The 20,997-nt window shown below is 58.0% G+C and carries 14 protein-coding genes and 1 pseudogene; 11 read left to right on the forward strand and 4 right to left on the reverse strand.

The window, feature by feature from the left end:
* The first annotated feature begins 57 nt into the window (after positions 1–57).
* The 8 genes from OHL21_RS00915 (at position 58) to OHL21_RS00950 (ending at position 10,166) form a co-directional block, all read left to right on the forward strand.
* Positions 58–1,392 carry an acetamidase/formamidase family protein gene (locus OHL21_RS00915; RefSeq protein WP_263415364.1) on the forward strand — a complete coding sequence of 445 codons (1,335 nt, stop codon included), beginning with the start codon at positions 58–60 and terminating at the stop codon, positions 1,390–1,392.
* Between the two features lie 38 nt (positions 1,393–1,430).
* On the forward strand, positions 1,431–2,765 hold the full coding sequence (locus OHL21_RS00920) for an acetamidase/formamidase family protein (protein WP_263415365.1): 1,335 nt from the start codon (positions 1,431–1,433) through the stop codon (positions 2,763–2,765).
* Positions 2,766–3,152: 387 nt separating this feature from the next.
* Entirely contained in the window at positions 3,153–3,848 is a 696-nt protein-coding gene (locus OHL21_RS00925) for a response regulator transcription factor (protein WP_263415366.1), read from the forward strand.
* 31 nt (positions 3,849–3,879) lie between these two features.
* Positions 3,880–5,313 (forward strand): sensor histidine kinase, encoded by a 1,434-nt coding sequence (locus tag OHL21_RS00930; protein ID WP_263415367.1) that lies wholly within the window; start codon positions 3,880–3,882, stop codon positions 5,311–5,313.
* 586 nt (positions 5,314–5,899) lie between these two features.
* Positions 5,900–6,586 carry an ankyrin repeat domain-containing protein gene (locus OHL21_RS00935; protein ID WP_263415368.1) on the forward strand — a complete coding sequence of 229 codons (687 nt, stop codon included), beginning with the start codon at positions 5,900–5,902 and terminating at the stop codon, positions 6,584–6,586.
* A gap of 714 nt (positions 6,587–7,300) precedes the next feature.
* Entirely contained in the window at positions 7,301–8,614 is a 1,314-nt protein-coding gene (locus OHL21_RS00940) for a hypothetical protein (RefSeq protein WP_263415369.1), read from the forward strand.
* Positions 8,615–9,131: 517 nt separating this feature from the next.
* Positions 9,132–9,575: a hypothetical protein gene (locus OHL21_RS00945; RefSeq protein WP_263415370.1), complete on the forward strand. Its 444-nt coding sequence runs from the start codon at positions 9,132–9,134 to the stop codon at positions 9,573–9,575.
* Between the two features lie 210 nt (positions 9,576–9,785).
* Positions 9,786–10,166: a hypothetical protein gene (locus tag OHL21_RS00950; RefSeq protein ID WP_263415371.1), complete on the forward strand. Its 381-nt coding sequence runs from the start codon at positions 9,786–9,788 to the stop codon at positions 10,164–10,166.
* A 280-nt stretch (positions 10,167–10,446) separates the two neighbouring features.
* Here the strand turns inward: OHL21_RS00950 and OHL21_RS00955 are convergent, their stop codons facing one another.
* The 3 genes from OHL21_RS00955 to OHL21_RS00965 all read right to left on the reverse strand — a co-directional run bounded on the left by OHL21_RS00955 (position 10,447) and on the right by OHL21_RS00965 (position 17,096).
* Positions 10,447–12,654: a VWA domain-containing protein gene (locus tag OHL21_RS00955; protein WP_263415372.1), complete on the reverse strand. Its 2,208-nt coding sequence runs from the start codon at positions 12,652–12,654 to the stop codon at positions 10,447–10,449.
* Between the two features lie 15 nt (positions 12,655–12,669).
* Positions 12,670–16,194 (reverse strand): TonB-dependent receptor, encoded by a 3,525-nt coding sequence (locus OHL21_RS00960; RefSeq protein ID WP_263415373.1) that lies wholly within the window; start codon positions 16,192–16,194, stop codon positions 12,670–12,672.
* Between the two features lie 101 nt (positions 16,195–16,295).
* Positions 16,296–17,096, reverse strand: coding sequence for a DUF5666 domain-containing protein (locus OHL21_RS00965; RefSeq protein ID WP_263415374.1), 801 nt, complete (start codon positions 17,094–17,096; stop codon positions 16,296–16,298).
* A gap of 96 nt (positions 17,097–17,192) precedes the next feature.
* Here OHL21_RS00965 and OHL21_RS00970 point away from each other — a divergent pair, with 96 nt between their 5' ends.
* The 3 genes from OHL21_RS00970 (at position 17,193) to egtD (ending at position 20,523) form a co-directional block, all read left to right on the forward strand.
* Positions 17,193–17,894 (forward strand): VIT1/CCC1 transporter family protein, encoded by a 702-nt coding sequence (locus tag OHL21_RS00970; RefSeq protein WP_263415375.1) that lies wholly within the window; start codon positions 17,193–17,195, stop codon positions 17,892–17,894.
* A gap of 353 nt (positions 17,895–18,247) precedes the next feature.
* Positions 18,248–19,534: an ergothioneine biosynthesis protein EgtB gene (gene egtB, locus OHL21_RS00975; protein ID WP_263415376.1), complete on the forward strand. Its 1,287-nt coding sequence runs from the start codon at positions 18,248–18,250 to the stop codon at positions 19,532–19,534.
* Positions 19,531–20,523, forward strand: a complete 993-nt coding sequence (gene egtD, locus OHL21_RS00980; protein ID WP_263415377.1) for an L-histidine N(alpha)-methyltransferase — start codon at positions 19,531–19,533, stop codon at positions 20,521–20,523. Before egtB ends, egtD begins: the two co-directional genes overlap by 4 nt.
* 343 nt (positions 20,524–20,866) lie before the next feature.
* On the opposite strand, the pseudogene OHL21_RS00985 reads toward egtD, so the two are convergent.
* Positions 20,867–20,997 (reverse strand): annotated as a pseudogene (locus OHL21_RS00985) (IS481 family transposase); the annotation flags it as partial.

The raw sequence follows: 20,997 nt of genomic DNA on the forward strand, positions 1-20,997 counted from the left end.
AACTAAGGTGCGGCCGTTGCAGAGGCTGGTGGCGGCCGCACCATTTTTCGGAGTGTGATGATGAAGTGCTATCGCAACGTACGATTCCTGCTGATTCTGACTGTCCTGGTTCTCTCTCGTTATTGCAGCGCGCTTGATCTTTCAGGTGAGTGGGTGGGGAAGATCAGTGGTCCCTTCGACTCGCAGTATACGGCCCAGTATGCGCATGTAACGCTGGCTACCGACGGAACGAAGCTGACCGGAGCCTGGGGAAGTTTTACGGTGCAGGGAACCGTGAACAGCGGCAAGGTCGAGCTTACATTTCTGGATGCGGGTGGAAAGGCTGCCGGCAACCTGAAGGGTGCGGTCAGCGGAGAGACATTGGCTGGTGATGGCAATGTGACGCCGGCCCGACGTCCAGGTGGACCGGTGCAGCCGCCGATGGATGTGACGTGGTCTCTTGCGCGGCCAGTGAAGGCTCCTGCGGCGGCCAAGACATACGACTACGAGCCGAAGGTCTTCTATTCGATTTACTCTGCGGCTGAGCCGCCGGTGCTGCACATCTTTCCCGGCGATACGGTGAACACGCGCACGATGGATACGGCCGGCCGCGATGCGAATGCAACACGGCATGGAACCGGTGGCGATCCGAATGTAGGACCCTTCTATGTTGAGGGAGCGCTGCCCGGCGATACGCTGGTGGTGAAGTTCAGCAAGATCCGCGTCAATAAGCCGATCGGCCGCCAGGGAAGCCGGTTCAATCAACATGCGGTGACGCAGGCGTATGCCGTAGCGGCGAAGTATGATGCGAACTTCAATGGCAACTGGAAGCAGGATCCGGAGAAAGGTACCGCGACGCTTCCTGCGACGCCGGGGCTGCCACATCTGACGATTCCGTTGAAGCCGATGCTGGGATGCATTTCGGTTGCGCCTCCGGGAGAAGAGGCGTATCGCGGCACGGACCTTGGTGTCTTCGGCGGCAACCTGGACTACAACGACAACGTCGAGGGCGTGACGATGTACATGCCCGTCTTTCATCCCGGTGCGCTGCTTGGCTTTGGCGATGCGCATGGAGCGATGGGAGACGGCGAGGTGGTTGGCACCGGGCTTGAGACATCGGTGGATGTGACCTTCACGGTGGATGTGATTAAGGGCTACCAGACGCCGCAGGTCCGCGCGGAGACGAAGGATTATCTGGTCTCGTTTGGCGTGTCGGGTTCGGTGCCGGAGTCGATCCAACTGGCCACGACGCAACTGGCGGAGTGGATGAAGAAGGACTACAAGCTTACGGATAGCGAGATCGCGTTGTTCTTTGGCGATGTGCTGAAGTACGACATTACTGAACTTGTAGATCCGCACTTCAATGTCGCGGCGAAGGTGCCAAAGAGCGAGGTCGCCTTGCTGAATAAGTAACGCCCATTGACGGCAACAAAAGGAAAGAGGAGTTCGTGATGGTGAAGCAGTGGATGCGGATTGCAGCGGTTGCCGGTGCGGTGCTGTGCGGACGTCTGGCCATGGCCGCGGATGTCTCCGGTGAGTGGGTTGCGAAGGTGGCAACACCGGGCGAGCCACAGTACGCGCACGTCTCGCTGCAGGTGCAGGGTGAGAAGGTGAGTGGAAGCTGGGGCTCGTCGAAGGTGGAGGGGACGCTGGCCGGCGACAAACTGGAGCTGGCTTTGACCGATGAGGATGGCAAGGCGGCGGGCAAGCTGAGCGCGACACTGAATGGAGCAAGCTTCGCGGGTAACGGAACGATAGCGATGCGGAATCGCTTCGGCACCGGTAACGGCTTTGGCAACAGCAGAGGAGCAGCCGAGGCCACGGTGAGCTGGACGATGGATCGCGCAGCGACACCGCCCGCGGCCCCGCGTTCGATCAAGTTCGAACCGAAGGATCTGTATGCGACTTACTCGGGATCGGTGACGCCCGCGCTGCATATCTTCCCCGGCGATGTTGTTCACACGTGGACTGCAGACGCGGGCGGTGTGGATGCCAAGGGCATTCGTCATCGCGGCGGTGATTCAAACATCGGTCCCTTTTATGTGGAGGGAGCGTTGCCCGGAGATACGCTGGCGCTGCATCTGCTGAAGGTGCGCACCAATCGTGCGACAGCGCGGCAGGGAACCAGGATCAATGCGCATGCGGTAACCGCCGCGTATCTGGTGGGGGCGAAGTACGATCCTGATTTCAGCGGCGAGTGGACGCTGCTGCCGGAGAAGGGAATCGCGGTTCCGGCGCATCCTTCGGAGCATATGAAGAACTACAGTGTGCCGTTGAAGCCGATGCTGGGCTGTATCTCGGTCGCTCCTCCAGGAGACGAGCAGTATCGCGGCGGCGATCTGGGCCCGTTCGGTGGCAACCTGGATTACAACGACAACGTGGAGGGCACAACCGTCTATCTTCCCGTCTTTCACGCAGGCGCGCTGCTGGGCATGGGCGATGGCCATGCTGCCATGGGAGACGGTGAGCTGACGGGAAGCGCCTTGGAGACATCGCTCGATGTGGACTTCTCGGTCGAGGTGATCAAAGGCGATTCAAGCGGACAAGTGCGCGCTGAGACGAAGGATTATCTGATTGCGTTCGGCGTCACGGGGTCTGTCCCCGAATCGATCCAGGTGGCTACTTCGCAGCTTGCCACATGGATCAAGAAGCAGTACGGCCTGAACGACAGTGAGGTCGCGATCCTGTTTGCCTCCACACTGAAGTACGACATCACGGAACTGGTGGACGCGAAGTACAACGTCGCGGCGAAGGTACCGAAGAGCATTCTTTCCACAATGAAGTAGAAAAACAGGTGCGGATTCATTCGTTTCGGGATACATTAACCACAATCTCGTTCCCGGAATAGAAAAAGTCTTCGAAAACTCCGGGGATACGTGTATCGCACGCCCAGGGCTGATGAGCCGGATTCGCCTTTTTTGATCCAGCAGGGTCGTTGAAGCTTTCTCTGCGCGTTGTAATCGCTTTTGTTGTTTCGCCCATAACGGTTCTTACGAACCGCACGGTGGGCTCTGTCCGCAAACATAGAGCATTTTCCCTGTAGGTGTAGAGTAGGGCTTTCGCATCCATGGGCGTTTTCCGCAATGAAAACGCCGCTGCACACCGCTTCCGGGATACCCAACAACAGGGAAAATGCTCTAAATCGGTTCATCCGTTTTCAGGAGCGTCTGCTTATGAGACCGGTGTTGATTATTGATGACGACGTGGAGCTGTGTTCCATGCTCCGCGACTATCTAGCGATGCATGGCTTTGATCTGTGCATGGCGCATACGGGCCGTGATGGGCTGGATGCGATTCGCCGCGGCAATCATGATGTCGTGCTGCTGGATATCATGCTGCCCGATATGAACGGATACAAGGTGCTCTCTGCCTTGCGCGAGTTTTCGACGGTGGGCGTGCTGCTTCTGACCACCCTGAAGGAAGAAGCGGACCGTGTTGCCGGGCTGGAGTGCGGGGCGGATGACTTTGTTCCCAAGCCGTTCAGCACACGTGAGCTGGTGGCGCGCATCCGTGCGATGGTGCGGCGCCAGGAGAGACTGTCGGCGGTGACCATTCCTATTCAGGGTAACGAAGGTCTTTCGCTCAACCTGTACAAACGGGTGGTCTCGTATCGCGAGAGCCAGCTTGCCTTGACGGATGTTGAATTCGCTTTGTTGAAGGCGCTCTTTGAGGCTCCCGGCGCAGTGCTAAGCCGGGAGGACCTTACCAATCGTGTTCTGGACCGGCCCTTCCATCCCTTTGACCGCAGCGTGGATATGCATATCTCGCGTTTGAGGAAGAAGCTTGAGAGCCTGCATGCTTTGCCGTACACCATCAAGACGGTGCGAAGCTCCGGATACGTGCTGGTCTCAGAGGCCGCAAGCCACTAAGCAAGCCACTTCCCGATCATGAGGGCCCAGGATGAGAAGTCTCATTATCAAAATTTTTCTTGCGTACTGGCTGGCGGCCGGTGTGGTCATCATCATCTCGGACTTCGAGCCGCATCGCCATATCCATAACCCCGAGCTGATCGATGCCTTGAATGCCTCGCTGCAGATGAACGGCCGCGAGATGATTGCGCTGCACGAGAAGAATGCCTGCGCGGCGCGTGCGAGTGCTCTGAATAACTCTGACGACAGAATGTCTTTGGCGACCGCCGATGGGGCGATTGTCTGCGGCAGCAAGGACGTTGAAGGCGCCAGGCAGCTTGTTGCTGAAACCTTGAAGAGCGGCAGGCGAATGACGGCCAATAACGCCGTCTATCAAGTGATTGCGATGCCGGTGCACTCTGACAGCGGTGCGCCGTATGTGCTTCTCTTTGAGAACCGCTATAAGACGGCGCTGCAGCTCTATGGCCTGCTGCCTGGCTATACGACCATCTGCATCTCCGGTGTGGTGACGCTGTTTCTTGCGGTCCTGGTGGTGCTGCCCATCCGGCGGCTGCGGCAGGCAAGCACGCAGATCGCTGAAGGAGCCTTGGACACGCGAGTCAGTCAGGGCCGCATCACACGCAAACTGGTGAGCGTCTTTCATCTGACGGACGATCTTGATGGGCTGATGGTGGACTTCAACAGCATGGCTGACCGTATTCAGTCGCTTGTGGTCGCGCAGCGGATGTTGCTTCGTGATATCTCGCATGAGCTACGGTCGCCGTTGGCGCGGCTGAACCTCGCGCTGGGGCTGGCGCGTGAGGGACGGAAAGAAAGTATTGATCAGCATCTCGGCCGGATCGAGCTGGAGTCGTCCCGCCTGAATACTTTGATCGGGCAGATCCTCTCGCTTGCCTATGTCGAGAACCTCGACAACCTGTCGCCGCGTGAAGTGTTTTCTCTCGGCGGGTTGGTGGAGGAGCTGCTGCCGGATGTCTGCTATGAAGCTGAGGGAATGGGTCGAGGGGTAGAGCTTTTGGTGGAGCAGGATTCGATGGTGACGGGCGATACCGTGCTGCTGCGCCAGGCGCTGGAGAATGTCGTGCGGAATGCGATCCGCTATTCGCCGCCGGGAAGGATGGTACAGATTGAACTTACCCGGCAGGAGAGCGCAGCAGGAGCGATGGCTGTGTTGGGCGTGACGGATAGTGGACCGGGAATTCCGGAGGACCAGTTGGAGACGGTCTTCAAGCCGTTCTATCGAGTCGGCAACCAACGGCACAACACGCAGGACGGTTACGGGATTGGGCTTGCGATCGCAAACCGCGCGATGGCATTGCATGCTGGTACGATCTCAGCGAGAAATCTGGCGGAGAGACCCGGCCTGTGTGTGACCTTGACGTTGCCTATCGCAGAAAGCCGCGACCCGGCGACGAAACAGCGAGGTTTCGAGTATCTGAAGCAAGCTTCGGCGTTGGGAGATTGACGGGAGTTCGGAGCAACGAAGGCGTATCGACAGATCGGGAAGCAGTAGACACTCGTTACCCCATTCTTCTTGGTTTCATTGGAAGCAGATTCTTCTACGCTCCCTAACGACGAACAAACACGGACCTCAGCGGCTAAAGCCGCGTGCCGTTCAGCCTTAGTACGGCATGGCTGAAGCCATGCCCTTAAGCAAGGCATTCGCACCTACGGTGCGAACTGGTTGCGCCGTGCGCAACGGCTGTTGAGCGTACGGCGTGACCTCTCACTGCGAGGTCATATTCCTTGTCCCTGTCATGGGATGGTTTTGATTAAGGGCACGGCTTCAGCCGTGCCGTTCATGCGTCGAACTGGATGCGGCTTTAGCCGCTGAGGGCTGTGTATTAGAGCATTTTTCCTGTTGCTGTGTCTCCCGGAAGAGGAGTGCAGCGGCGTTTTCATTGCGGAAAACGCCCATAGATGCGGAATCCCTACACTATACCTACAGGAAAATTGCTCTAGCGAAGCGAATTTCTCATTTGGTATCTCCTTCTCCTCGACAAAGCCCAAGCGTCCACGTCAAAGAGCTATGATTGGGCGCGGAGGAGATCATGGCCAAAGACATCGACGTACTTCTGCGAGAGTTTGCCGATGGGCGCACAGACCTGGTATTTGAGTTGATCGAAGCAGGCGTTGCTGCAGATCGACAGGACGATGGTGGTATCTCTCTTCTGAGTTGGTGCGTGTACTACGGTGATGTCAGTGCAATCAGATTCCTTCTGTCGAAGGGCGTTCCCTTAGCTTCTCTTGGAACTAACTTCGGTCTGAATGGAGTCTGCTTTCATGGTCATTGGCGATTGTGCAGGTTCCTGATCGAGCAGGGAGCGGATGTCAATGCGGCTGATCCCGAGACAGGTGAGACGCCTCTCCACAGTGCACTCTGCACCACAGATCGCGTTTCATACGACCGAGTGCTTGAGGTGTTACTTTCGGCGGGAGCGAATCCAAACATAGCTACGACGAGTGGCGCTGAAACTGGAGGCTTCATGCGGGACGCTCGGACCAGAGGTGAAACCCCGCTTCACCGCGCCGCTGCGTTTGGAGGAGAAGCTACGATCGAGTTGCTTTTGAAGCATGGGGCGAAACTTGATGCTCGCGATGATCGTGGAGATTCTCCGCTAAGTTGGGCGAGCTGGCATCTCCGTCCTGATTCGATTTTGCGTTTGCTTTGCTATGGCAATTTCAGAATCCGACCGGAGCGGCAATCGATGCGGGCGAATCTGGTAGGAAGGCCATAGGGTCAACGATTCATCGTGCCCAGAGCACAGTTTAGTGAATAGAGCTGGGTGGGAGCAGCGGGCTTCAGCCCGCTGACATAAACCTCATCAATCGATGGGCTTCAGCCCTGGGCCTTTTGCTTCGGTTCATAAAGAGCCCAGGGCTAAAAGCCCGACATCTTTGTAGCCCAATGTCAGCGGGCTGGAAGCCCGCTGCTCCCACCGGTTCGCGCGCAGCGCGAATGTCCTGTTGCCTTGCGATGGGTGCCTGCTGCCTCCCTGGCTGTGTCACGCATCAGACGCAGGGAGAACGCCTCCTAATATAAGGATGCGCTCTAAAAAAATGCCCTGAATAGTGACCTATCCAGGGCCCAATGGAAGCTTGTCGATCGGACAAGAAGTCTTGCCCGAGATTGGAGAACGCGGCAGAATGGCCGATCGGACGCGCCGTGAGCCAAGAGGGGTGGCCGGCAACCGCGATCGAACAGGAACGAGTAACGCAGCCCACCAGCCAGCTACACCCTAGCTGCCGGGCTGCGAGACTTCCAGACAATTCACCGAAACAGAAAATTCTCCTTGTCTTTTCAGAGAGATGTGCGATGTTAAATCACCCGATTTGGAAACTGGCGCAGACGTGAAACCGTTTATTTAACGGGTCGGCGTAGGATTAAAGGTGTCGCCGAACAGTTATCGCCTAGACAGGATTTGCTAGACGAGGGAAGGGCCGATTGCCTGGTGCAAGATTACGAAGCAGTACCGCCGCTTGCGAAGCGTGAATTGGTCCACCGGATTATTGCTTCGAAGTACTTCCATCGATCCGAGCGGCTCTCAAGTTTTTTGCAGCACATCTGCGAGCTTGAGATCCAGGGCAGGGTCTCGGAGATTAACGAGAAGGACATTGGGCGGACAGTCTTTCAGTTGCCGACCGACTACGACCCGAGCATTGACGGCATTGTGCGATCGCATGCGAGCCGTCTACGCCGCAAGCTGGAGATGTATTACCTGCACGAAGGCCGTGAGGAGAAGATCCGGCTTGTGATTCCGCGGGGCGCCTATCAGCCTCGCTTTGAGTTGTGCGTTCCAGAATGCCTCGGAGACGGTGCAAAACCCGTTTCCGGAGAAACAGGGCTCCCCTCGGAGGCGCGCGAGATCGAGGACGTATCGGCCGACGACGCCTGGGAGAAAGCCGCGGCTCCCGGCCGGAGAATGCTCTGGATCGGTGGCGCGGCCATTGCCCTGTTTTTGGTGCTATCGCTTGCCGGTGTCTGGTTCTACCGCGCCCACCGTGGAAATCTCGCAATGGAGCGCGAGTTCTGGCCGCAGATCTTCAACCGGCAGCGCCCGACGATCCTGGTGCCGAGTGATAGCAGTCTCTCCGTCTGGCAGGAGTTCAAGCATACGAACCTCACTCTGGCGGACTATCTGACCTTTGCTTATGGGAAAGACGAGGGACCTTCCAGCCCGGAGCAGCGCCTGGCGACGACCGTGCTCTCCCGGCGTTACACCTCCGTAGTGGATCTGGAGATCATCCAGAAGCTTTCGCATATTGCGCGGGCACTCAATGTTGAACCGTCGGTGCGTTTTGCACGCGATGTCAGGCCAAACGATCTGAAGCAGAATAACGTCGTGCTGATCGGCAGCAGTGAAACCAATCCATGGGGCCTGATGTTCCAGAGCGGCATGAACTTCATCCTGAAGAAAGACCAGGAGAAGGGGATCTACACGATCGAGAACCGGAAGCCACTGCCGGGCGAGGCCGCGGAATGGATCTCAGATCCCAACGAGCGAACACGTACGGTCTACTGCAAGGTCTCGTATCTGGCCAATCCAAGTGGGGCGGGCAACATCCTGATTCTGGAAGGAACCTCGATGGCGGCGACAGAGTGTGCCTGGGAGTTTGTCTCGAATCAGCAGCACCTCAGGCAGTTCTGGCATCAGGCGAAGTTGACGAGTGGTGGAACGTCTCATTTTGAGGTTCTGCTGAAGACGAATAATCTTGCGGGCGATGCGGCCGCGAGCTCCATTGTCGCCTGGCGTGTAATTCCTTAGGGTGGCCGGCGGGAGCAGCGGGCTTCAGCGCTTGATTCTCCGTACCATGTCACGGATCGCTTACAGGGCATTCTGACGCAATCGTTTTTTTTGCTTTTGAAAATCGACTTTTCCGCAGCCTCTTTTTAGCCGCTGAGGCATCAGTTCTTATGGGTGGTAATCAGCCCGCTGCTCCCGCCCGGTACGAGCTTCGCTCGAATAGTTCACCACAACGAAACCAAGTTCGCCCGGCCCCAATATGCCACCCATTCTTAGTTACTTCAGCAAACAAATTCGTCGATGATTGCGCAGATTAGAAAAGCTCATGTATCCGGATTCATGCATCGGGGCGAAATGCTTCAAAAACCGTGCAATGAGGAACTTCACGTGAGATGTAAGAGCTTTCATTCGAGCGGCTTGCGACGAGTTCACGGTGAAACTTCGCTATCACAGTGAAATACTTTGCCAATCCATTTTTTACTGCCGATACTCCCTAACACCTCGCCCGCAGAGCATCACGGCAAACCGGAGGTTGTACATGAACGGGAAGGCAAATCTAATCAGGCGGGTTCTCGAGCGCATGGCCCTCAATCCGCTGAGTCTGGCATTTCTGAGCGGAAAGCATCTGCTGTCGCACGATATGACCGCAGCGTTTGCTGCAAGCCTGACAGGTCCCAGTGGTGTAAGTGTTACCGATGCGACTGTGACCATGACGCGGACTGGAACCAAAATTGCAGGCGACCGGCACCACCGTCACGGTCTATGGATACACGACTTTCATCGCGCTGCCGAACGGGAAGTCATTGCTTCCACGCATTTCGTTGCGAAGGATAGTCACTGTTTCCTTCGAGCTGCACTCCACACAGCGTTCGACATGCAATCGCCACAGCTCAAAGGCGTTACGTTGCTGATGGGCCAGGCGCGGGAGTTCGTCACTTTTCCCGTTCGCAATACGATCGAGGTTACGCCGGCTATTAAGTAACAGCTTGCGAACCTCCGCTCCTGCACGGCAAGACATAAGTGCACTATAGAGCAATTCTCCTAATACGGTAGCGTTGGAAAATCTGCGAATGCCTTTTTCCTGGCAGGGAACGGCGCAAACAGCCAAAACTCCGCTCTACGCCTTTAGGAGAAATGCTCCAGCGGATACACATAAACATTTTTCTCATTGTTTCAATCTGGAAGCGGCCCTATGACTCGAAAGAATAGAATTCGCAATAAAGCTGCCGATTGGTACGCCAACGGCAACTCCTCGAAACTAACCAAGGTAATGACGAGACTCCATGTCTTGCACGATTACGAGCTGCAGATCTTCCATAACGATCGAGTCTTTGCTCACGAAGGCCCGGATGACTGCACTGCATGGATCGTAGAGACATTGCCGGATGCGATCGCTTGCAAGGCAATCGCCAGTTTCGAGGCCATCCTTAACACCCTGGAACATAAGCTCGGAATCCCAGACTCCTCACTCGTGCGGGTGATGGATGACTATGTGAGATTTGGATGTTCCAGCCTGCGACTCAAGACCACGCCAGCCAAGCTGCACGATGCGGGGCTTCTCGTCATACATTGATGGTGAGCGCCGGGGTATCCAGGGTGTGTCGAGATATTCGGAAGCAGTAGACACTCCTTGCACCATTCTTCGCGGTTGTATGGCGAAGGATAGGGCACGAATGCCGTAGGCGGAGAGAATGATTCGTCTACGGTGCGGGGTTCTATAGATCGAGCACGTAAAGCCCATTTACTTTGTGATCTTCTCAGCGGGGTGATGCCCGCTGAGAACCCGGCCAGCAAAGCTGGCCAGGGACCCCGCTATTCCCACCGGATTCGTGTTGTGCTCGAGATATGGATGACTACTCCCCCGGTTTGACCGTAGCCGTCGGCGTCGGGGTCGGAGCAGGAGCAACCGGAGCCGTAATCATCATCGCCATCCGCGGAAACGTAAACGTCCCGCCCGCATCGTCAATCACATTCACCTGGCAGATATAACTTCCCGGAGCAAGCTGCGCCAGCGGTACATCGAACTGGAAGCCAACCGCATTGCGATCCGGAATGTTGACTGCATTCGCCTCTATCAGAGGCGTCTCAAAAACCTTGCTTCCCGCCGCGTTCAAAAACTCAATCGACGTCAACACATGCGCCGCAGGATCGGGTCTGCGCTGCAGACCCGCAGGAGTCGGCGGAGGGGTCGCAGCCGCACCACTCGCAGGCTTGGCCGGGTCATAGACCTCGTACAGGAAATAAAGATGCTGATCCTGCCGGAAGACATGCGGAATATTCGGTACATACTGCTGCCCATCCCGTACCAGCAAACTCTGGTTCCGCAGATTGTTATTGGGTGTCCGCTGATTCGACACCAGCACCGACGAAAGCTTCAGCGGAACCTTCTTCATGTCAGGAACGTTGATGTCGGTCTCGAACGATCCCATGTTGCCGGTCTGATTCTCACGCACCACGAACTTCAGGTGATACCGTCCCGGAGCCAGCGAGAATCCGGTGGAGTACTGAATGTTCTTCCGCTGCACCTGCTGATTCGCATCGAGCTGTAGCTTCACTGTCTCTCGCGCCGAACCGACCACGATCTGCTGCGCGTTCTTCACGTTGCCGATAATGTCGATCGTCGCCTTGGACTGATCTTTTACCTGGGTGAACGGGATCTGCGAGCCCGGCACAATCAGCGATACCGGAACGAAGAAGCGGTTGTCGTTCTGCCGGAAGTACAGCGCCTGCAGATAAACAGCGACATCCACTGCCGGAGCATCCGAACGGAGCTGCTCATTCAGGGCCAGCTCGCGGTCTTCATTCTTCTGGTGCTGGAAGTCGGCAGGCGCGTAATAGCCCGGACGATATTCCAGCTTGATATCCGGACGGTTGATCTTAACCTGCAGCTTGCGGAAGCTGCCGTCGCGCCGCTGATCCGTCGAGCGGAAACCGATGATGTAGTAAGCCTCAGTATCGTGTTGGATCGCCTGGAACGCCGGACCGAAGTCATTCGAATCGAAGAAGGCCTTACCGCCCGTATCCGAGGACAAGGAAGCCAGAGTCTCCTGCGAGCTGAAGTTCGAATCCAGCCGCGACTGCATCGCCGCTCCGTTATAAGCCGACGTACCGCGGGTCGATCCGGTAGAAGCATCGCCCACCGGCGGCAGAGCTTGCAGCCCACGCGTATCAACCGAGTAGATACTCATATTGGCTTTCGTCGCCGCATTGGTCGCTGCCCGCAACGACGCCTGGTTCTCAATACCATTGCGCGTTAAACCGCCGGAGAAGTACAGCAGCGACTTGCGCTGATCCACACGTTCCAACGATTTCGCGACCTGCAGAATCGCATACAACGAACGGTCCGTATTCAGTGAGTTGTACTCAGAGTCGTCCGCGACAAAGGACGAAGCATCATCCGCCGTGCCTTCGGAATCGCCATTACCCCCGTTGGCAAAGCCTTGTCCTTCGGTGCCGTTGAAGCTGCCCACTGCACGCAGCAGTGACTGCCTATCGGAAGTGAAGTCCTGCACAAGCTTCAGAGAAGTATCCAGCGAGACCACGGCAACCAGGTCCGCCGGAGCCATCTTCTTGTCGATGTACTCCTTCGCCGAGTCCACACCTCGATCGATGTCAGACTGCTGCATCGATGAGAGATCGAAGAAGATCACGATCAGCCGGTGATCGCGAAGCGCCTGTTTGTCTTCGCCGATCGAGCGCTCCAGCATCTTGGCGATGCTCGTGGTTCCGGCAACCGTCGTCTGTTCTTTCAAAGCAGCAGCGAGATCGACATTCTGAAAGTCGAAGGAAGAGATCTTCTGCGGCTTCCCGTTCTCGAAGACAGTGAAGTCGCTGGACTTCAGGTCCTTCACCACGTTGCCTTGCTTGTCGCGAGCCACGACATTCGTCAGCACGATCTCTGAACGTACTGAGATGGTAAAGACCGGCGCCTGTCCCGGCTGCTGATTGGGAACCTGGCTAGCCGTCTGCGCCACCGTGCTCGCGCCCAACAGCATGGGCAGCATGAGTGCCGCCGTAAGCTTCATCGATCCGGAGTGTCTCTTCATCGTCTCTGTCTTCATCCGCGACTTCTCGCCCTAGAACCGGTACCGTGCCATGAAGGTGATGCGCCGCATCGCGGCCACGCTGGTCACCTGCCCGAAGGTAGGTGAGTTCACCGTGCTGTTAATGCCGGAGTACTGCACGGTGTTGAAGATATTCGTCGCCGAGAACCTCGTCTCCAGACCGCGGGTATCTCCGAAGCTGAAGTTGCGCGCCAGCGCCATATCGTTGGAAACCGTCCCAGGACCACGGATTGAGTTTCGGGAAGAGTTGCCGAAGTGGGTCGGGTTCGATTCAGCGATAAACGCGGCCGTATTGAACCAGCGCGATACGGTTCCCGGACCGGCAATCGACTGCGCGAAGTCACGGTCAGGGCGCAGCGTATAGTTGCCGCCCGTTGCCGTCTGCGCCGTGGTGCCTACATATTGCGGCGTGAAATAACCGCCGGTAGCGAAGGTGAAGTTCCCCGAGATATTCCAGTTATTCAGAATGTGCGACCACGTTCCGCCGCTCGCCAGGAAGGCGCGGTTCGGTCCAAAGGGAAGCTCGAAGACATAGTTGCCCGTTACCTTATGCCGTACGTCGAAGCTCGAGTTGCCTTCTTCCAGATCAAGCCGCTGATCGTTCTGCGCAACGGTCGCCGAGCTGCCGCCAATCGAGCTGGCGTTGTCGATCGAGTGGCCATACTGATACGTCGCTCCCAGACTGATGCCTTTCTGCATGCGCTTGCGCAGGTTCACACTCAGCGCATTGAAGCGCGAGTAACCCGAGGAGTCTTCATATGTAAACGCCTGCGCCCCGGTTGTTGTCAGGCCCGTCACCGTGCGGTTCGGCGCGCGCCGCATATCCAGGTCGCCTGCCGAAGCTCCGTTGTAGCCGACATTCATTACGATTCCCAGACCGAAGGTGTGCTGAATGTCGAGGTTCCAGATATTCACCCGCGCCAGCCGGTAGTCGCGGTTGACGGCGAAGTTGTTTTGCACGGTCGCAGTCGAGCAGTTGAAGGCGTTCGCCAGTTGCAACACACCGCATCCCTGCTGGTTGGCGATATTCGTTTGCGTTACAGCGAAAGGCTGCTGGTTCGACAGCGAGTTGGCGAAGCTGCCATACTGCGTCGTGTTGTAGTTCATGCCGTATCCGGTGCGGACTACGGTCTGCTTAAGGAACTTCGGTCGCCAGGCCAGGCCGACGCGCGGAGCAAACATGCCGCGATACGGATTCACCAGAGACCGTGGAAAGCTGCCCGTGTACGGCCCGCTGGCGCCGGGCTGGACAACCGAGACCGCCGTGAAGTCGGAGTTATGGTCAAGGTTTACAAGATGGTTGTACTTCTCCACATAGGGAGAGAAGTACTCATAGCGCAAGCCAAAGTTCAGGGTCAGGCCTGAGGCGACGCGGTAGTCATCCTGCACATACCAGTCATAGACCCACTCGCGCAGATAGTTCTTGTACAGTCCTGCCTGGACGCGTGACTGTTGCGGTAAGCCGAGCAGGAAGTCCGCAAAGCCCGCTCCCGATCCCCTGGTGTTGCCGGGCGTTTGTGTCGCATAGCCCGAGAAAGTAAATGCGCCGACAGTGTTGTTGCCGCCGGTCGAATCGCTGTGCACGCGCCGCAGGTCGAAGCCGAAGCGGAAGTTGTGCTTGCCATGATTCCATCCCACGAAGTCTGAAAACGAAACTGTCTGGCCGATCCGGTTCGATGGAGAGGTGCTGGAAAAGCCGGTGAAGTTCGTAATCGAGAGCGACGGCAGCCCATAGTAGAAGGGGTTCGCCTGGGTCGCTGCTGTTCCTACCTGGATGCCGGCAGCCAGGGCCGGGTTCGACTGGTTGGTATACAGATTCGTCGTGATCGAGTCGCTACGGTTCCAGTTCAGCGAGGCGTTATTGTTCAGTCGTCCCTTACCGATGGTGTAGCCAAGATTGAAACCGTAGCCGGTAGAGGTTCCCGAGGTATTCAGGGCAGAGAAGATATTCGGCGTTGCCGAATCAGAGTTCGAGTAGTTGAAACCGACATTGATGTTCTGCCGCAACGCCTGCTGCTGTTGCCGCCGGCTGGCTGCATTGCCGCCGCTCTGACGTCCCCCTCCACCGCCGCCGCCAAACCGTCCACCGAAGGGACCGCTCGCCTGCCCGAAGTTACGGATGAAGCGAGTGTTGATGCTCCACTGGTTGCTCTGCGAAGTAGCGATCGTCTGGTAGTTATATCCCTGCGCGTTTGTCGTCGACATGTTCGGCGCGGGATAGTAGTTCAGCAAGGCCGCGGCTTGCGACGTGATGCGGTTTGCGCAGATCACATTCGCCTGGCCGTTGCAGGTGAACTGCGCTCCTGTCCGCGGGTCATAGATCGGTACCACAGCAGTCGATCTGGCAGGACGGTACTGTGAGAAGTCCCCGGCACGCTGCGCTAATGTCGGCACCGTACCGTAGAGGTTCGTCGGTGTCGTGCTCAGTGTGCCCTGTGCGTTCAGAAAGAAGAACTGCTTCGTATTCGGCTTGAACAGGCCAGGAATATACGGTGAGCCGGTCAACGAGAGACCGAAGGTACTGTTGGAGTAGTCCGGCTTATTTGGATTGCCGGTCAGCGAATAGCTGGTGGCGTCTAACGCTCCATTGCCTCCGCGGAAGTACAGCGCTCCATGGAACTGCGTCGGGTTGAAGTTGCGGAAACCTCCCCGCCCCATTCCGCCGCCGGCGATCATAAAGCCGCCGCCACCCCCTCCGGGGCCGCCGACGCCTCCACCACCGCCGAGCCCTCCACTACCCGGCCCTGCACCAGGACCACCACCCGGCCCTCCGCCCATCAGCATGCCGCCGATCATATTCACCACAGCATTGATCTGGTCGCCTTGTCCGCCACCCTGCAGGCGCGCCTGCGCCATCGCATCTTCAATGCGGTTACGAATCTCTTCTTCGTTGAAGCCTGCCAGACCATTCGTCTGTCCCATCTGCCCGGTCACAGCCACGGACTCAGTGGCAGCGTTATCCCCCATGCCGCTCACAGTTGGCATGCTCACACCTGTATTGGCCGTTCCGGTGGAGGCATCGCTTGTATTCGCATCCCCCAGGCCCGCCATCGCAAGCGACTGCATACCGTTCTGGATGCGGGAGGCTATAGTCGTCTGCTGTTGCTCAGCGGCGGCCACGCGGCTGGCAAGTTGCAGTCCGAAGGACGCGGTCGCTTCTCGCGGAGATGTTGCGTTGAACAGCACCTCTTTGGTGTCCAGGGCGAACGCCGCCAGCTCCGCCTTGACCACATAACGGCCGTTCTTCGGAATCGCCATCTGAAAGGCGCCGGTAATGTCCGTGCTGGTTGTGTACTTCTTGCCGGTCAGCGTATTGGTGGCTGTAATCGCAACGCCCGGAAGCGGCGTATTGCCGGTCTTCACTGTGCCGCGAATCGTTCCGCCCTGTACCTCTGCAGTTGCCGCGGGGGCACCGGGAGTTTCTTGCGGAGTGCTTTGGGGCGCAGTCTGGGGCGCGCGCGCCGCAGGGCTAGTTTCCTGGCCGATTGCCGGGGAAAGCAGCGCCAGAGACACCATGGCAATGTATGCCGTTTGCACGATATCGATCTCCCAAACGTCGAATGCTGCTGCTTTAGAAACACTTCGTCGGCCCGCGGTTAGCAGCCGGCAGTTACGAAAGGCGTAAGTGGCTGGGGTTGTTACTGCTGCGGCTGCTGGCTCTGTTCTCCGCCGGATCGTGGTCCACGCTGGCCACGCTGCGGCATCACATTCAGTGTCTTGGGAACGAACGTATTACCCTTCAAGGCTCCCTCTGCTCTGATGTTGTCGCCCACCTTAATGTCGGCCAAGGTAATGGCCTCTCCCTCGGGCTGCGGACCCTGTTGCTGGCCTTGCCCGTCCTGATTGCGGCGCATACCCATGCCACCTCCCATACCTCCGCCAGGTCCCATGCCCAGATTGCCCATCATGGCTCCGCGGCCTCCGCGATGCATTGAGGTGTTCTCATCCACCTCAATCACCTGCGAGACCTTGTCGGGCCGTTCGATGGTCAGCTTGGTCTCATCCATCGCCGTGATCTTTCCCATGATCCAGGTCTTACCCAGGCTGGCCTGCAGCTCGGCGGCGCGCGCCTTCATTTCGGCGGCCTGCTCCGCGGACATCACTCCCACCATGACGGCGTGGACTTCCTTGGTGGCCTCGTCCGCCTGTCCCACCGCGACAACGTATTCACCGGGTTTGATATCCGCAGCCTTGATCGGCTCGCGCTGCTGCATGATGCGGGTATTTACCGTCATCACGACCTTGTAGCTGGCGCCATCGTCGCCTTTGATCGCAATGCTATCCGCGCTGGCAGAGGTAACCGTGCCTCGAACCGCCTGTCCGCCTCGGGGGCCCATCGGACCGCCACTCATCATCTGAGCCGTTACCGGAGCGGCAGGGACGGTGAGAATTCCAAGGAGCGATACGAATCCGAGTGCCAGACGTGTCATGGTGGTCATACCTCTTACGGGGATGTCTATTGCAAGAGACGGCTTCTCTAAAGGAAAGACGCGTTGTGCAGGAGGAAATTTTGTCATGAGGGTACACTCCAGAGAATGAATCCCGCTGCGCACGATGAGCGGCACTTTCTGTCCGGGGACACGGTCCGCGACGTCGTCATTGGGCTCTCCGACGGACTCACCGTCCCCTTCGCCCTGGCGGCCGGTCTCAGTGGCGCCGTCTCCAACACTCACCTTGTGGTGCTCGCCGGCCTGGCCGAGATCGCCGCCGGTTCTCTGGCCATGGGGCTGGGCGGTTATCTCGCTGCCCGCGGCGACGCCGAACACTATACCTCCGAGCTCAAGCGTGAGCAAAGCGAGATCATCACCCATACCCGCGACGAGGAAGAGGAGATCTACGAGATCTTCCGGCAGTACGGCGTCACCAGACAGGAGAGCGAACCCGTACTCCTGGCACTGAAGCGCGACCCCAAAGCGTGGGTCGATTTCATGATGCGTTTCGAGCTCGGTCTGGACGAGCCCGACCCTCGCCGGGCCGTCATCAGCGCCGCCACCATCGCCTTTTCGTACGTCGCCGGCGGTCTCGTTCCCCTTATGCCTTATATCGTGCTCTCGTATGCCACGGAAGCGTTGCAACTCTCGGTACTCATCACACTGCTGGCTCTGGCGGTATTTGGCGGGGTGAAGGGCCGGCTGCTGGGGACACACTGGCTACGCAGCGCCGCACAGACGGTCCTTGTCGGCGGTCTGGCAGCTGCCGCGGCCTACGGCCTGGCAAAACTCTTCAGCACCGTGTAACAAAGATCGTGGCAAACTAGGTCCCGGGCAAAAAAAGGCTCCGCACGTTGTTTCTGTTCGGGTGTCCACCCTTCGGTGGCTTGGCTGCTCCTAAAGCGCCAGAGGGGCTACATTTTGCTGCAGGAGTTGTTCCACTCGGGCAAACTCTTCGCGCATCGCGGGAATAGTCTTGCTTAAGGGCATGGCTTTAGCCATCCCGTATTCGGGTCAGAAAGTAAGCGGCTTTAGCCGCTGAGGGTAAAGTCATGTCTCACCCCCGTCGAATGGGAATTTATCCGCAATGAATCAACGGGCTAAAAAGAGCAACAACCCCGCACTCTGTGGCATCTGATCCCATACGCGAGGAACAACGAATGCCGATTGAAGATGCCGCAGGACAGCACACCAATGCGGGCCTGATGCGTGTACGCTTCCGCGAGGTGCGCAGTGCGACGGAGGAGCTCTGTCGTAGCCTGACCGCCGAAGACATGATGGTGCAGTCCTGCCCGGAGGCCAGTCCCACCAAATGGCACCTGGCTCACACGAGTTGGTTCTTTGAGACGTTTATTCTGCGCGAGTTCGTGCCGGGCTACCGTCCGTTCGACGATCGCTTCCTCTGGCTCTTCAACAGCTATTACAAGTCGCTCGGCGAGATGCCGGAGAAGAAACTCCGCGCCTCGTTCTCCCGTCCCGGTCTCGATGAGATTCTCGCCTTCCGCCGTCACGTCAACGAGGCCATGGATCGTCTCTTTGAGACCGGTGCCCCGGAAGCCGCGGTCAACCGCGTTCTTCTCGGGCTGCATCATGAGCAGCAGCACCTGGAACTCATCGCAACCGACATCAAGCATGCCTTCTTTACCAATCCACTACACCCCGCCTTTGTCGCAGGCGCTCTGCCGGTTGCCGAGATCCCCGCACCTCCCATCAGGTGGATCGGCTATGAGGGAGGTCTGGTGGAGATTGGCGACGCGGGCAGCGAGTTCAGTTTCGATAACGAGACTCCTCGTCATCGCGTCTTCCTCGAAACCTATCGGCTTGCCTCCCGCCTGACGACATGTGCCGAATACCTCGCCTTCATGGAAGACGCAGGCTATCAGCGCCCTGAGCTCTGGCTCAGTGAAGGTTGGGATACGGTCGAGCGCGAGGGCTGGCAAGCGCCGCTCTACTGGCGCCGCGATGAGACCGGAAGGTGGCAGATCTTTACCTTGCGTGGCTGGCAGCGGCTGGAAGATCTCTCAGAGACCCCCGTCTGTCACATCAGCTTCTTCGAAGCCGATGCGTTTGCCCGCTGGGCCGGCAAGCGTCTTGCCACAGAGTTCGAGTGGGAGCATGCCGCCGCGCAACTTCCCGTTGCCGGCAATCTCTTCGAGAGCGGCCTGCTTCATCCGTCGGCGGCGCTGATGACTCCTGGCCTCAATCAGATCTTCGGGGATGTATGGGAGTGGACCGCCAGCGCCTACACCGGCTATCCCGGCTATAAACCGTTGCCCGGAGCTCTCGGGGAGTACAACGGTAAGTTCATGTCCTCGCAGATGGTGCTGCGCGGCGGCTCCTGCGTTACACCGGTCAGCCATCTTCGCGCCAGTTATCGCAACTTCTTCCAGCCGGCCACGCGCTGGCAGTTCTCCGGTATCCGACTCGCCGATGGAGCCAATGCATGAGCGCCGCAGTTCCGATGCTTCCAGCCTGTATCTCGCCCGAACTGCAGCACGCCATCTCCTGCGAGGTCCGCAACGGACTCTTCTGCGAAGGTCAGAAGACGCTCTCGCCGTGGCTCTTCTATGACGAGGACGGCTCGGCGCTCTTTGAGCGCATCACCGAGCTGCCGGAGTACTATCCCACGCGCACCGAACGCGCTCTCTTTGAGCGATATGGCGCGGCCATCATCGCCGCCGCAGCAGGAAAACAGCGTCTGTCAGTCCTTGAACTGGGAGCAGGTACTGCGACCAAGACCGGCATCCTTCTCGAAGATGTCGTCCGGCGGCAGGGAAGCGTTCGCTATATCCCGGTCGATGTCTCACCGACTGCGCTCGATGAAGCCCGCATCTCGCTCGAACGCCGCCTGCCTGGTGTGCATGTCCATCCGATGGTCCGCAACTATGTGCTCGATCCTTTGGAGCGCCCGATGGTAGAGGGCCGTCTGCTGGCGCTCTATATCGGCTCCTCGATCGGCAACTTCTCGCCCGAAGAAGCACGCTCGATCCTGCGCAACTTAGCTTCGATCCTTCGTCCCGGTGATGCGCTTCTGCTGGGGACCGACATGATCAAAGACGAGGAGACGTTGCTGGCCGCCTACAATGACGCCGCCGGCGTCACCGCCGAGTTCAACCGCAATGTACTTCGTCGCCTGAACCGCGAGCTCGGCGCAGACTTCGACCTCACAGCCTTCCGCCACATCGCCACCTGGAATGCGCACGAGAGCCGCATTGAGATGCACCTGCAGGCTCTGCGGCGGCAGGCGATCCACTTTCCTTCCTTGGGAACCATCGAATGCGAAGCCGGTGAGACACTCCACACGGAGAACAGTTACAAGTTCACCAGGCAGAGCCTGCGCGATCTCTTTGCCGACACTGGCTTCCGCGCAGAAAAACAATGGCGCGACGACCAGGACTGGTTCTCGGTCACCCTCGCCCGCCTGCTACCTGACTAATCCAGACACTCGGTCTTCGATGTAACCCATACACCGGGTGCCCCATCCTCACGGAGTTAGGGTGGGCGGGGAAGGCGGGGCAATTCTGCGCTACATCGAACTGGGTGGTTCACATTCGAGGTCCATCGACCTTGTTCGTTTTGGGTGAAGATACGCGAAGCTTATTGGGGAGTATCGAGCGGAGCTTGATCCGCTTCTCGTCGCCTCGACGAACTTCGTTCGTAAAGCGCCAAAGGCGCTCTGTTTTGCCTAAGGGCATGGCTTTAGCCATGCCCTTAGGCACAGCGCAAGAAAGCCAAGCGGCTTTAGCCGCTGAGGGCGATAGCTTTGTGTACCTCAGCGGCTAAATGTGGTGTCTCAACAGGTTGTTGTCTTTGAGGCCGGATCTGCTGATGGGTGGAGCTTGATTGAGGCTAGCATGAGGTCGGTGCCAGTTGTACTGATGGATCCATGGTCTGAGGTGTTGTGCTCGCT

Origin of the sequence: Terriglobus albidus, assembly GCF_025685425.1 — a bacterium.
GTDB classification, from domain to species: domain Bacteria; phylum Acidobacteriota; class Terriglobia; order Terriglobales; family Acidobacteriaceae; genus Terriglobus; species Terriglobus albidus.

What these genes read in the sequence shown, in the direction of transcription:
- OHL21_RS00915 (WP_263415364.1), top strand. Translation starts at nt 58, where the DNA reads ATGATGAAGTGCTATCGCAACGTACGATTCCTGCTGATTCTGACTGTC.
- OHL21_RS00920 (WP_263415365.1), top strand. Translation starts at nt 1,431, where the DNA reads ATGGTGAAGCAGTGGATGCGGATTGCAGCGGTTGCCGGTGCGGTGCTG.
- OHL21_RS00925 (WP_263415366.1), top strand. Translation starts at nt 3,153, where the DNA reads ATGAGACCGGTGTTGATTATTGATGACGACGTGGAGCTGTGTTCCATG.
- OHL21_RS00930 (WP_263415367.1), top strand. Translation starts at nt 3,880, where the DNA reads ATGAGAAGTCTCATTATCAAAATTTTTCTTGCGTACTGGCTGGCGGCC.
- OHL21_RS00935 (WP_263415368.1), top strand. Translation starts at nt 5,900, where the DNA reads ATGGCCAAAGACATCGACGTACTTCTGCGAGAGTTTGCCGATGGGCGC.
- OHL21_RS00945 (WP_263415370.1), top strand. Translation starts at nt 9,132, where the DNA reads ATGAACGGGAAGGCAAATCTAATCAGGCGGGTTCTCGAGCGCATGGCC.
- OHL21_RS00950 (WP_263415371.1), top strand. Translation starts at nt 9,786, where the DNA reads ATGACTCGAAAGAATAGAATTCGCAATAAAGCTGCCGATTGGTACGCC.
- OHL21_RS00955 (WP_263415372.1), bottom strand. Translation starts at nt 12,654, where the DNA reads ATGAAGACAGAGACGATGAAGAGACACTCCGGATCGATGAAGCTTACG.
- OHL21_RS00965 (WP_263415374.1), bottom strand. Translation starts at nt 17,096, where the DNA reads ATGACCACCATGACACGTCTGGCACTCGGATTCGTATCGCTCCTTGGA.
- OHL21_RS00970 (WP_263415375.1), top strand. Translation starts at nt 17,193, where the DNA reads ATGAATCCCGCTGCGCACGATGAGCGGCACTTTCTGTCCGGGGACACG.
- egtB (WP_263415376.1), top strand. Translation starts at nt 18,248, where the DNA reads ATGCCGATTGAAGATGCCGCAGGACAGCACACCAATGCGGGCCTGATG.
- egtD (WP_263415377.1), top strand. Translation starts at nt 19,531, where the DNA reads ATGAGCGCCGCAGTTCCGATGCTTCCAGCCTGTATCTCGCCCGAACTG.